Annotated in this window: 13 protein-coding genes; all 13 read left to right on the plus strand. The window is 66.9% G+C overall.

The features are described 5' to 3' along the window. The first annotated feature begins 253 nt into the window (after window positions 1-253). The 13 genes from G370_RS0112465 (at window position 254) to G370_RS0112525 (ending at window position 12,808) form a co-directional block, all read left to right on the plus strand. Window positions 254-667, plus strand: a complete 414-nt coding sequence (locus tag G370_RS0112465; protein ID WP_019660894.1) for a YciI family protein — start codon at window positions 254-256, stop codon at window positions 665-667. Between the two features lie 68 nt (window positions 668-735). Next, window positions 736-1,158, plus strand: a complete 423-nt coding sequence (locus G370_RS0112470) for a VOC family protein (protein WP_005407887.1) — start codon at window positions 736-738, stop codon at window positions 1,156-1,158. Window positions 1,159-1,198: 40 nt separating this feature from the next. Next, window positions 1,199-1,609, plus strand: coding sequence for a VOC family protein (locus tag G370_RS0112475; protein WP_010484146.1), 411 nt, complete (start codon window positions 1,199-1,201; stop codon window positions 1,607-1,609). Window positions 1,610-1,633: 24 nt separating this feature from the next. Beyond that, the gene (locus G370_RS0112480; RefSeq protein ID WP_019660895.1) at window positions 1,634-1,990 is read left to right on the plus strand and encodes a DUF1428 domain-containing protein; all 357 of its coding nucleotides are present in this window, start codon (window positions 1,634-1,636) and stop codon (window positions 1,988-1,990) included. A gap of 45 nt (window positions 1,991-2,035) precedes the next feature. Further along, on the plus strand, window positions 2,036-3,298 hold the full coding sequence (locus G370_RS0112485) for an RNA polymerase sigma factor (protein WP_019660896.1): 1,263 nt from the start codon (window positions 2,036-2,038) through the stop codon (window positions 3,296-3,298). Between the two features lie 107 nt (window positions 3,299-3,405). Continuing rightward, complete coding sequence (locus tag G370_RS0112490; protein WP_019660897.1) at window positions 3,406-4,602, plus strand: hypothetical protein; 1,197 nt, start codon at window positions 3,406-3,408, stop codon at window positions 4,600-4,602. After that, window positions 4,593-5,693 (plus strand): hypothetical protein, encoded by a 1,101-nt coding sequence (locus tag G370_RS0112495; protein WP_019660898.1) that lies wholly within the window; start codon window positions 4,593-4,595, stop codon window positions 5,691-5,693. Before G370_RS0112490 ends, G370_RS0112495 begins: the two co-directional genes overlap by 10 nt. 97 nt (window positions 5,694-5,790) lie before the next feature. Beyond that, complete coding sequence (locus G370_RS0112500; protein WP_019660899.1) at window positions 5,791-6,468, plus strand: hypothetical protein; 678 nt, start codon at window positions 5,791-5,793, stop codon at window positions 6,466-6,468. A 16-nt stretch (window positions 6,469-6,484) separates the two neighbouring features. Further along, a complete protein-coding gene (locus G370_RS0112505) occupies window positions 6,485-8,131 on the plus strand; it encodes a CsgG/HfaB family protein (RefSeq protein ID WP_019660900.1) in 1,647 nt (548 codons plus the stop codon). A 468-nt stretch (window positions 8,132-8,599) separates the two neighbouring features. After that, window positions 8,600-10,249, plus strand: a complete 1,650-nt coding sequence (locus tag G370_RS0112510) for a M28 family metallopeptidase (RefSeq protein WP_019660901.1) — start codon at window positions 8,600-8,602, stop codon at window positions 10,247-10,249. 176 nt (window positions 10,250-10,425) lie between these two features. Continuing rightward, window positions 10,426-11,685: a sensor histidine kinase gene (locus G370_RS0112515; RefSeq protein WP_010484138.1), complete on the plus strand. Its 1,260-nt coding sequence runs from the start codon at window positions 10,426-10,428 to the stop codon at window positions 11,683-11,685. Continuing rightward, window positions 11,675-12,445 (plus strand): LytR/AlgR family response regulator transcription factor, encoded by a 771-nt coding sequence (locus G370_RS0112520; protein WP_010484137.1) that lies wholly within the window; start codon window positions 11,675-11,677, stop codon window positions 12,443-12,445. Before G370_RS0112515 ends, G370_RS0112520 begins: the two co-directional genes overlap by 11 nt. Window positions 12,446-12,463: 18 nt before the next feature. Then, window positions 12,464-12,808, plus strand: coding sequence for a hypothetical protein (locus tag G370_RS0112525; RefSeq protein WP_010484136.1), 345 nt, complete (start codon window positions 12,464-12,466; stop codon window positions 12,806-12,808). Window positions 12,809-12,816: the final 8 nt, after the last annotated feature.

Raw genomic sequence — 12,816 nt, forward strand, 5'->3', positions numbered from 1 at the left:
AAGCCGCAGTCAAGCCCCCAGGGACGGGTTTACGGCGTCCCCCGACCCGTCTACCCACCCGGCCAAGCCCATGAACCCAGCTTTCAGCGACCAACCCAACCCACCACGGAGGGGCTCCGCCGTTCGCCGACCCTCGCCGAAGGCGCGCTTTCCGCGCAAGAAAAAAATTTCCAACAGACGTGTCGATTCCCAGCCCCCTGGTTCGTTGTACCCAGTGAAGGGCACGCACCACGCGTCCCCACGGGAGACCGCAATGAAAGTGATGGTGATCGTGAAGGCCAACGCCGACTCCGAAGCCGGCCGCATGCCCAGCGAACAGGAACTGTCCGAAATGGGCGCCTTCAACGAACAACTGGTGGCCGCCGGCATCATGCTGGCCGGTGAAGGCCTGCACGCCACCCAGCGCGGCCGTCGCATTCATTTCGGCGGCGGGGTACCCAAGGTCGAGGCCGGTCCATTCGGTCCTGCCAGCGAACAGATCGCCGGCTTCTGGTTGTGGGAGGTGCGGTCGCTGGACGAGGCCGTTGAATGGGCCAGCCGTGCGCCGTTCGGCGAGGGCGGCACGCTGGAACTGCGTCCCCTGATCTCCGCAGAAGACTTTGGTGAAGCCTTCACCCCCGAATTACAGCAGCAGGAACAGCGTCTGCGTGCACAGCTGGAAGGCTGACCCGATTCCTCTCCCTGCCGGGGCAGGACCCGGCACTACTGCCCTGAACCGCACAACGGAGTATTGCCATGAAACTGATTCCCTTCCTCGGCTTCAGCGGCCAGGCCCATGAGGCGATGGCGTTCTACGCCAAGGCACTCGGTGGCCAGGTCACGTCGGAAATGAAATACCGCGACATGCCGCCCTCCGATGGCTCGCCCGGCTGCAACGAGATGCCGCCGGAAACCCTCGACCACGTCGCGCACAGCCAGCTGGAAATCGGCAGCGCCATCGTGATGGCGGCCGATGGCCCCGGCGGTGGCGAGGGCGGCTCGACCACCATCAATGTCGACGTCGACAGCATCGAAGAAGCCGAACGCGTGTTCGCTGCGCTGGCCGAAGGTGGCCAGGTGCAGATGCCGATCGCCGAAACGTTCTGGGCGCACCGCTGGGGCATGCTGATTGATCGCTACGGCAAGCCGTGGATGGTCAATTGCATGAAGCAGCCCTGATCCCTCCCTCTTTCCTCTTCATCCACAAGGAGCGTTACCAATGAGTGCACCACAACCGCAGATGATCTTCGTCAACCTGCCCGTGCAGGATCTGGAGAAGTCCAAGGCGTTCTTCACCGCGCTGGGCTACAGCTTCAATCCAACCTATACCAATGACGATGCGGCTGGCATGGTCATCAGCGAGAGCATCTACGTGATGCTGCTGACCCAACCTTTTTTCCAGCAGTTCACCAACAAGCCGATTGCCGATGCGCGCACCCACACGGAAGTGATCAATGCGCTCTCGGCACCCAGTCGCGAGGCCGTTGATGTGCTGGTGGACAAGGCACTGGCCGCCGGCGCCAGCGAGCCGCAGCCGGCGCGCGACCTGGGCTTCATGTACCAGCGTGGCTTCCAGGACCTGGATGGCCATCTCTGGGAAATCGCACACATGGACGGCGAGCCGGGCTGACGGCCGCCGCAAGGGAGAACCCTCATGGCTTACGTGGATGCTTACGTGCTGCCGTGCCCGCAGGACAAGGTGGCGGCCTACCGCCGCCTTGCCCGCAAGGCCGGCGCGGTGTGGAAGGACCATGGCGCGCTGCAGTACATGGAGTGCGTGGCCGACGACGTGGAACCGGGCAAAAGCACGTCATTCCCGCGCGCGGTGAAAGCCAGGCCCGGTGAAACGGTGATCGTCGCATTCGTGGTGTTCCGCTCGCGTGCGGCACGCGACCGCATCAACGCCAGGGTGATGGCCGACCCGCGGCTGGCGTCGCTGGGCCCGAAGGACATGCCGTTCGATACCAAGCGCATGTTCTGGGGCGGCTTCAAGCCGATTGTTGAAGCGTGAGCTGCGGCGCTTGTGCGGGCCGGGCGTGCGTGTTGTGATCGGCGCATGCTCGATCCCGCACTGACGCAGCGTCTGGAAGCCCTCTGGCGGATGGAGTCGCCAGTGTTGATCGCGCGCCTGGCGCGGCTGCTCGGCGGTGATGTCGGCCGTGCCGAGGAGCTGGCCCAGGACACCTGGCTGGCCGCGCTGGAGCGCTGGCCGGAACAGGGCATCCCGGACAACCCCGGAGCCTGGCTGATGACCACCGCGCGCAACCGCGCCATCGATGTGCTGCGCCAGCACCAGCGCGTGGCGCAGCAGCATGCGCAATGGGGTGAGGAACTGCATCCGGCACCCCTGCCAGCGCCGGATGACAGCCAGGCGCTGGAGGATGACCTGGGTGACGATCTGCTGCGGCTGATGTTCGTGACCTGCCATCCGGTGCTGCCGGCCGATGCGCGGGTGGCACTGACCCTGCGCCTGCTCGGTGGCCTGACCACCGTCGAGATCGCACGTGCGTTCCTGCAGCCGGAGCCAACCATCGCCCAACGCATCGTTCGCGCCAAGCGCACCCTGGCGCAGAAGCAGGTGCCCTACGAGGTCCCGCGTGCTGACGCGATGCCTGAGCGGCTCGGATCGGTGCTGGAGGCGATCTACCTGGTCTTCAACGAAGGCTATGCGGCCAGTGCCGGTGACGACTGGATGCGTCCGGCGCTGTGCGACGAGGCACTGCGACTCGCGCGCATTCTGGCGCACCGGCTGCCGGTGCCGCCGGTGCTGGGCCTGCTGGCGCTGATGGAGCTGCAGGCCTCGCGTGCCGCAGCACGGACCGATGCGCAGGGCGTGCCGGTGCTGCTGGACCAACAGAACCGCGCGCGCTGGGACTGGCTGCAGATTGAACGCGGGCAGCAGGTGCTGGCGCGCGCGCTGGCCGCCGGTGGCGGTGACGATCCCTATGTGCTGCAGGCGCGCATCGCAGCGTGCCATGCGGCGGCGCGGCGTCCCGAAGATACCGACTGGCCGCGCATCGCAACGCTCTATACGCAGCTGTTGCAGGTGCAGCCCTCGCCAGTTGTCGCATTGAACCGCGTGGTGGCGATACTGCGCAGCGACGGTGCCTTCGCGGCCTGGGCGCAGCTGCAGCCGTTGCTGGTGGACGCGCGACTGCGCGAGTACGCGCCGCTGCAGGTGGTGCACGGGGAACTACTACAGGCGTTGGGACGCGACTTGGACGCACGTCACGCTTTTGCGGAAGCCGCCAGACTCAGCCAGAACCAGGCAGAGCGCGGCCTGCTGCGGCAACGGGCTGGTCTGCCTCCCGCGGAGTGACCCCGACGAAGGCAGCACTTGTCGGCAGCCCCGCGAGCCGTTATGTTTCGCGCCCAGCGGACGCGTCAGCGTCCACTTTCCATGCGTATTGACCGAGGAGCGGTTGGATGTATTCAAGGACGAAGAGCGCATCGCGCGCTTTTGCGCGCCTGCTTGCCTGTGCCCTGTGCCTGGCCGTATGGCCGATGGCCGTGCAGGCGGCAGACAAATCACAGCAGGCCTATTGGGCCGGTTTTGCCTACACCGCTGATGCCGCCGCCGTGCAGGCGACCACGCCGCATGCGCATGCGGTGCTGGAACAGCGCGGCCTGATTCCGTTGAACCAGGCGCTGGCACAGTCGCTCAAGCGCCGCGCCCCGGCCCACCTGCAGCTGATTGACCAGCCGGTGGCGATGCTCGACGGCACGACCAGCGCGACCGTGCTGGCCGCGGCACTGGACCGCGAACTGGTCTCGGTCGAGCCGATCGGTGACCAGTACAAGGTGCTGGTGGAAGTGGCGCTGCAGGCGCTGTTCTTCGACTTCCGCGAGCGCCAGGTGATCGCGTCCTATCCGCTGACCCTGCAGCGCATCGATGTGCAGGATTACCGGCCGGACAACGACGATATCGACGCGATCGTTGCCGATCTCCTGTACGGCAGTGCCGATACCAGCCTGTCGCAGGTGCTGGCCGCCAGCCTCGCCCAGGCCAAGCTGCCCGATGCCGCCGTGCGTCGCCTGCAGGTCGGTGGCGTAACCCTGTCCGACGCGGTCCGCGCCAAGCTGCCCGACCCGAAGTGGGACGCCCCGCTGCGTGCCACGCTGGCCCACGAACTGTCCAAGACGCTGTCGTCCAATACCGGCGTCGGCCTGCTGCCGCCGGCCTCGGGCCAGGCGATCGGTGGTGCGATGGCGGCGCGCTTTGCCGACGGCAAGGTCTACCAGCTGAAGATTCCCGAGCCGGACTACGTCATCAACCTGCAGGTGGATGCGTTGAAGAACGGCGTGATCGAAGAAACCCCGGCGATGAAGACGATGCTGTTCGGCGCGTTCTTCACCGCCAAGGTGACCGAGCCGTTCTCCGGCAAGGTCTATTTCGAACAGCCGCTGCGCAAGGGGGCCACCAAGGTGGTGCCGGTCACGCAGTGGCAGGTCGACCAGTGGTCGGCCAGCTACGAAACCCTGCTGGCGGGCCTCGATGCCTTCGCCGGCGCCGCCGCCAAGCGCGCCGATTCGCGCGGCTGGCTGGACGAACAGAAGCCGGGCGGCCGCCCGTTGCAGCAGCAGACCCAAGCCCTCCAGGAGTTGATCAAGTCATGTCGTTGATGCGTACCATCCTGCTCATCCTCATCGCCCTGGTGGTGGCCTCGCCGGTCGCTGCGCAGACCGCCAGTTCGCGCGGTACTGGTTCGGCCAGCTACGGCCTGCGCCTGAGTGCCGACACCCGTGCCCAGGCCCTGAACAAGGCCAAGGTCAATGCACTGGAGGCGTACATCGCCGAAACCGGTGCGGCCAAGCTGCGCCTGTTCGAAGCGCGCCGCGCCGAGTTCATCGGCGAGATCGACCGCTACGTGCTCAGTGCCGTGCAGCTGTCGGACACCGAAGACAAGAAGGCCAAGACCTACACCGTCACCGTCCGCGCCGAGATCAACACCACCCTGCTGCAGACCAAGCTGGATGCAGGTTCGGCCGTGGCCGGTGCCACCGCCGCCCAGCGTTCGCTGCTGACCTTCCTGTTCATGGCGCGCTCGCAGGACACCGTGCAGTCGTTCCAGGACAAGGAATACCGCCGCGTCGACGCCAGCAGCAGCTACAACGAGAACACCCGCGAGGGCGACAGCTTCCGCGGCAACTCGGTCAGCACCAACGGCAGCATCAACCAGAACGGTTCGATGTCGGTCACCAGCGGTGGCAGCACCACCCAGCGCAGCGACAACATCAGCTGGAAGGTGGCCAACGCGGCCGAAGTGAACACCGCGATGACCGGTGCCTTCAGCGCCGCCGGCTACGAAGTGGTCGAAGCCGAATACGTGGAAGGCGAGTCGCGCGGCCTGCTCAGCATCGAGCGCATCCGCAAGGACTTCAGCACCGGCAACGACCTGGCTCCGGCCACCCTGCGTGATACCGCCAACGGCATTCGTGCGGCCAACATTCCGTACATCGCCGTCGGCACCCTCGACGTCGGCATGCGCGACCGCGATCCGGCCAGCGGCAACACCCGCGTGTTCGTCACGGTCACCGGCAAGGTGCTGGACGTGACCGGTCGTTTCCCGCGCACCGTGTCGTCGGTGGGCCCGGTGCAGTTCTCCGGTACCGGTCCGAACGAAACCGTCGCCCGTACCAATGCGCTGCAGCTGGCGGCTGAAAAGGCTGCCCAGCAGATGATCAACGAACTGAACGTCAAGGCGGTCCGCTGATCCGCCACCCCGGTGGGTGCCGAGCCCGCTCGGCATCACCCTGGATTACCGATTCCCACGTGCCGCTTCGCGGCCGTCTCTCCCAAAGGACACTCATATGATCCGCAATACCGCTCTTGTCGTGGCCATCGCTGCCGCCACCCTGTCGATGCCGGCCCACGCTGGCCTGGGCAAGCTGAAGGACCTGGCCGGTGCCGCCACCGGCACCTCCAGCAGCAGCGCCTCCAGCGCCGCCGCTCCGGACGAAGCCGCGCAGGAAGCGCTGGTGCGTCGTTTCGTTACCTCGCAGTCGCACTCGCTGCAGGCCCAGACCTCGTTCGCCCGCGCCTTCGGCCTGGCCGAGCAGGTGCAGCTGCTGGAAGCCGAGCGCCAGGCGCTGTCGTCGGGTTCGGTCAGCGTCGATGCGATGAAGAAGTCGGTGTCGGTCAGCGAAGCGGCGCAGGCGGCGATCAACGAGCGCCAGGCCGCACAGCCGGAACTGAACGCTGAATCCAAGCAGCACTACGCCGAAGGCCTGGTCTCGCTGCTGTCCTCGGCGGCCGAAGCACAGAAGCTGGGCGGCGAAGCCAGCAACTTCACCGCCGGCATGAAGAACCTGGGCGCGACCCAGCTGGCCACCGTCGGCCGCAAGCTGGCGGCAGGTGCATGGGTGGCCAAGGAATCGCCGGGCTTCATCCAGGGCCTGTACGGCTCGACCAAGTCGGCCGTGACCTTCGCCAGGAAGAGCAAGGTGAAGGTGCCGTCCAACGCCGATTCGATGCTCGACAAGCTCTGATCCGAGGCGAATCTCCATGCGTATGACCTACCGTTTGATCGGCCTGGGCCTGGCTGCCACGCTGCTTGCAGCCTGTGGCAAGCAGGACACCCCGGCCGCCGCGCCCGCCAAGGACAAGGCAACCAGTGCACTGGCCAGCAATGCGCCCGTGGAAGCAGCGCCCCTGCGTGGCACGCCGGATTTCGGCGGCACCACCCAGGTCGCGCGCGAAGCCGACGGCATCGGCAGCACCCCGGAACTGGCGGTGCTGGCGGCATTGCAGTCGGCGGTGGCGCAGGTCAACGGCGTACGCGTGGCCAGCCAGATGCAGAGCCTGCGTGCAGGCCTGCATGTGGATGTGGATGACGAACACGTCGGCGATATCCGCGCCGACGCGTTCACCCAGCAGATGATCGCCGGCTCGCAGGGCGCGGTGCTGGGCTATGAAATCCTGTCGCAGGACGAAGTGCGGCAGCTGGACGAGGAGACGATCGCCCGTGTGCGCGCCAGCGACGAAGGCTGGAGCTTCAAGGGCTCGGCGTCGGCCAGTGCGTCCGGCGAAGCCTCGGCCAAGGGCGGTTCGGCCTCGGCCAGTGTCAAGCAAAGCTACGACGAGAAGGTGAGTGTTGATGCCAAGCGTGGCGCCAGCTCCTACGATTCCGATGTGACCCATCGCAGCATGCGCAGCTACTGGAAGGTGCGCGTGCGCGCACAGATCGCCCAGTACCGTGCACCGGACGAGCAGGGCAAGCCGAAGATCGTGGTTGCACTGCCGCGCACCAAGGCCGGCAGCTACGCCGTGGGCGACGGCCGCGTGGACGCGGACGAAGTGGCCGACGCGATCCGCGCACGCCTGTCCGACACGCTGACCCAGACCCAGCGCTTCATCGTGCTGGACCGCGAGTTTGGTGACGAGCTGCAGGCCGAGATCGACCACATCAACAGCGGCAACGTGCGCCTGCAGGACACCGCACGCGTGGGCCAGCAGCTGGCGACCGACCTGATCCTGATCCCGACCATCGAGCGTTTCGAGTACCCGCGCAGCGTGCGCAACCTGCGCATGTCCGACCGCCAGGTGACCTCGTACTCCGGTGGCGGGCGCATCACGCTGCGCCTGATCAACGCCACCACCGGCCAGGTGGTGATGTCCGACAGCTTCGACCACCAGCTGGCCTCGACCGGCCCCAGCACCCTGCCGCGCGTGGTCAACGGTCGCAACATGGCGGCGGCGATGATGGAGTCGCTGTCCGGCCAGATCGGCACCACCATCGTCACCACGCTGTTCCCGGTGTCGGTGGTCTCGGTGGACGGCGACCAGGTGGTACTGAGTCAGGGCGGCGAAACGCTGCAGGCTGGCCAGCGCTGGCAGGCCGTGCGCCTTGGCGAAGAACTGAAGGACCCGCAGACCGGCCGCTCGCTGGGCCGCAGCGAACACCCGTGCTGCACCATCCGCATCGATCGCGTGGCTGCACAGACGTCCTACGGCACCATCGAAGACGGCGTCGACGCGATGCGCGGCGGCTTCCGCCCGGGCCAGATCGAACTGCGCCAGATACTGGGCAGCAAGCCGGCAACGGCCGCCGCAGGCGCGACCGCCTCGGCCGCTCCCGCAGCTGCCGCACGCCCGGCGGCCAAGCCGAAGCCCAAGGCCGCGGCGGTCCCCGCCGAAGACCCGAACTGGTAACAGGCTGAAGCAACACACAGATGGGGTCAGAGCCCTTTCCCGCAGGGAAAGGACTCTGACCCCTTCTTGTTTCCGTCCGTGTCGACCAAGGTCGACACCTACCAACAGCGGCGTGTCGACCAAGGTTGACGCCCACCAACAGCAGCAGAAATGTGTCGAAGGCGGGGTGGGTCCGGTTGCGGGGGTGTCCGCGGCATGGATGCCGCGGCCAAGCCCCCAGGGGTGAGGGCGCTTTGCTTGCGAAGCACTGCTTCGCAAGCGCCTGAACGCACAGCCGCCAGCGGCTGGGCCGGTCTGGGGGTTTACGGCGTCCCCCGCAACCGGACCCACCCCGCCATCCCACCGAATGCCTGCTTCTGCTGTTGCTGTTGCTCCAGCTGTTGCTGCTGCCCTGGCTTCGGCAGGTGCAGGGCGCAGCCCTGCCGAATCCCATTACACTCCAGAGAGATTTCCCTGCTGGAGAGAGCAATGAAGCGAGTAGCACTGGGCGTGCTGGCCCTGTCAGTGTCGAGCGCACTGATGGCCGCCACCCCGAAATTCGACGGCGCGCGGATCTCCGCCGACGTCAAGGAACTGGCCTCCGACGCCTACGAAGGCCGCTCCCCGGCCACCGCCGGCGAAGAGAAGACCATCGCCTTCCTCAGCAAGCAGTTCGCCGATGCCGGCCTGCAGCCGGGCGGTGACCTCAAGGATGGCAAGCGCCTGTGGACCCAGGCCGTGCCGCTGCGCAAGGGCGACATCGTCGGCGCACCGCAGCTGGCGTTGCACCAGGGCGGCAAGACCGTGCCGCTGGAGCAGGGCAAGCAGATCGCCGTGCGCGCCGCCATGAACGGCGCCAGCAACGTCGACATCAGCAAGGCCCCGCTGGTGTTCCTCGGGTACGGCGTGAAGGCCCCGGAGCGCAACTGGGACGACTTCAAGGGCGTGGACCTGAAGGGCAAGATCGCCGTCGTGCTGATCAACGACCCGGACTTCGAGACCGGCCAGGGCGACTTCGACGGCAAGGGCATGACCTACTACGGCCGTTGGACCTACAAGTATGAAGAAGGTGCCCGCCAGGGCGCGCTGGGCGTGCTGATCGTGCACGAGACCGCACCGGCGTCGTACGGCTGGGCCACCGTGGCCGGCTCCAACACCAACACCATGTTCGACGTGGTGCGTGACAACCCGGCCGACAGCCACCCGCTGCTGGAAGGCTGGATCCAGCGCGACCTGGCCGTGGAGCTGTTCCGCGCGGCCGGGCAGGATTTCGAAGCATTGAAGAAGAAGGCGCAGCAGCGCGACTTCGCCCCGGTGCCGCTGACCGGCGCCAGCCTGGACGCGAAGTACGCGGTGAAGACCGAAGTGATCACCTCGCACAATGTGGCCGCGCGCCTGGAAGGCAGCACGCATGCGGATGAGACCATCATCTACAGCGCGCATTGGGACCACATCGGCGTAGGCGAACCTGACGCACGCGGCGACCGCATCTTCAACGGCGCGCTGGACAACGCCAGCGGTACCGCCTCGCTGATCGAACTGGCACGCGGCTTCGCCAAGGGCAAGCGCCCCGAGCGCTCGGTGCTGTTCCTGGCGGTCACCGCCGAGGAAAAGGGCCTGCTGGGTTCGGAGTACTACGCCACCCATCCGCTGTACCCGCTGGAAAAGACCGTGGCGGTGATCAACATGGATGGCATGGCGCCGTTCGGTCCGTCGCGCGATTTCGGCATCTACGGCGCCGCGCGCTTCGAGCTGCTGGATCAGCTGAAGGACGTGGCCAAGGGCTGGGATATCCGCTACACGCCGGACCCGAAGCCGGAAGCGGGCCTGTTCTTCCGCTCCGATCACTTCCCGTTCGCCAAGCGTGGCGTGCCGGCACTGTCGTGGTCGGCCGGCCAGGACTGGGTGGACGGTGGCGTGGCTGCGGGCAAGAAGGCCTCGGAAGACTACACCGCCAAGCGCTACCACCAGCAGGGCGACGAATGGCAGCCGGACTGGGTGTTCGCCGGTGCCGCCCGCGACCTGGAAGTGCTGTACACGCTGGGCAACCAGCTGGCCAATTCGCGCAGCTGGCCGAACTGGAGCAGGGACGAGTCGTTCCGCGCCGTGCGTGACGCCAGCGCCGACCAGCGCAAATAACGGCGTTCGGTAGTGCCGGCCGCTGGCCGGCATTGCCCCCGCCCGGAAACGCCGGGCCATGCCCGGCGTTTCAGTTACGGCTTCCATCCCCGGATTCCGGCCCTTCGTCGCAGCCCGCTTGTTTGCCCGGCGGGCCGCCCTATGCTCGGCTCACCCCCTTCCTCCAAGGCGCCGCCGTGTTCGCCAGCCTCTCTCTCCTGCTTCGTCACCTGCTGGCCTGGGCTGCGGCGCTGTTCGTCGCAGGCATGGTCTGGAGCGGCATCTTCAGTGGCATGAACGATGGCCCGGGCTGGATCTTCGGCCTGCTGGCGATGTTCCTGATGATTTCCGCGCTGGGCAGCGCGATTACCCATGTACGCCGCGTCTGGCTGGTCGCCGGCCGGCTGGATTCGACCACGCTCTCCGGCCGCCAGCGCCGCCAGGTGGAACTGCCGATGGATGCCGGCCAGGCATTCTCGGTGGTGGAAGCGGCCATCGCCGAACTGCCGCGCGTTGAAGACGTGGAAAGTTCGGCCGGCAGCCTGCAGGTACGGGCCTACGTGCGCCGCGTGGATGCCTGGAACGGCCGCCAGCCGTCGCGCTGGAATCTGCCGGCTCGGCTGGCGATCAAGCGCAACAGCGTGCTGGCGACGGTCACGCCGGGGCAGGGCACCAGTACCGTCACCCTGCTGTTTGAACCGGATGCCGGCTGGTGGGCCGACCTGCTGGCGCTGGATGAGGGCAGCAACTTCGAGAACGCCGAAGCGGTCACCCGCGCGATCAGCCGCCGTGTTGCCGACCAACGTCGCGACGAGCAGGCCGCGGCCGAGCAGACCCAGGTGGAAAAGGAACTGTCGGTGGCCCGGTTGAATCTGCTGCATGCGCAGGTGGAACCGCACTTCCTCTACAACACGCTGGCCAACGCGCAGGTGCTGACCCGCACCGACCCGGCACGTGCCGACCAGATGCTGGGCCACCTGATCCAGTACCTGCGCAGCTCGTTGCCACAGGTGGACGAATCGCTGTCCACGCTGGGCGTGGAGCTGGAGCGCACCCGTGCCTACCTGGAGATCCTGCGTATCCGCATGGGCGCACGGCTGGGGGTGGAGGTGCAGGTGCCGAACGAGCTGCACGGCGTGCAGCTGCCGGCGATGGCGCTGCAGACGCTGGTGGAGAACGCGATCAAGCATGGCCTGGAACCCAAGCCCGGCGGTGGCACGATCTGGATCCTGGCCCGTGGCTTCGATGACCATGTGACGGTGACGGTGGCCGATGATGGCCTCGGCTTCGGCCAGGGCACCAGCGGTACCGGCATCGGCCTGAAGAACCTGCGCGAGCGCCTGCGCCTGACCTGCGGTGAGCAGGCCGGCGTGGCGATCGTCGCCAACTTCCCCAGCGGCGTGGCCGCAACCATGACCCTGCCGCAGTCGAGCAAGGAGCGCAGCCATGCCGCTTGAGGCGCTCATTGCCGAAGACGAGGAACTGCTGCGGCAGTCGCTGGTCGAGCAGCTGGGCCGGTTGTGGCCGGACCTGAAGCTGGTGGCCGAGTGCGAGGATGGCGCCAGTGCACTGGAGCAGCTGGCCGAGAAGCAGCCGGACATCGCCTTCCTCGATATTCGCATGCCCGGCATCAGTGGCATTGAAGTAGCCCGTTCGCTGTCCGAGCTGAGCCCGCGCACCCAGGTGGTGTTCGTCACCGCCTACGACCAGTACGCCATCGACGCGTTCGAGCAGGGCGCGATGGATTACCTGCTGAAGCCGGTCAGCGACGAGCGCCTGCTGGCCACCCGTGAACGCATCCTGTCGCGGCTGCCATCAACGCGCCAGGACGATGCCGTACTCGAGCGCCTGCTGCGGCGCCTGGGGCCATCGCAGGGTGCGGCAGAGCGCCCGCCATTGGCCTGGATCACCGCCAGCAACGGCCGCGAGACGCAGCTGATCATGCTGGAAGACGTGGCCTACTTCCGTGCCGACAACAAGTACACCACCGTGGTGACCGCTGCCGGCGAGAGCCTGTTGCGCACGCCGCTGCGCGAACTGCTGGAAGTGCTCGACCCGCAGCATTTCCGCCAGATCCATCGCTCGACCATCGTCAACATGAAGGCGGTGGCGGCGGTCAGCCGCGACGATACCGGGCGCGGCGTGCTGCGCCTGCGTGGGCGCACGGAGACGCTGGTGGTCAGCCAGCCGTTCATGAGCCTGTTCCGCGGCATGTAGCCGCATCCTGGAGGCACCATGCGCCTGTTCCTGTTTGCCTGCATCGCTGCGTTGTCGTTGGCTGGCTGTGAGAAATCCAGCAATACTTCGATCACCCGCACCCGTGCCAACGGCGTGGACACGCTTTACAGCAAGGGCAGCGTGGTCGACGGCGAGGCACGGTTCCAGTGCATCGCCAGCAGTAGTGGCCAATGCCACTACCTGGTGCTGGACCCAGCGTGCAGTACCGACGCCGCGTGTGCGACGCCACCATTGCGCCGGTTTGCCGTGGCGGTGGGGAAGACCGAGGCGATGCGTGACCTGCCCAAGGGCTTCCACCAGTGCGTCAGCCAGGACCGGATAGAACACTGCCACCGTGAGTGATCACGGTG

The organism is Stenotrophomonas hibiscicola ATCC 19867, assembly GCF_000382065.1.
Lineage (GTDB): Bacteria > Pseudomonadota > Gammaproteobacteria > Xanthomonadales > Xanthomonadaceae > Stenotrophomonas > Stenotrophomonas hibiscicola.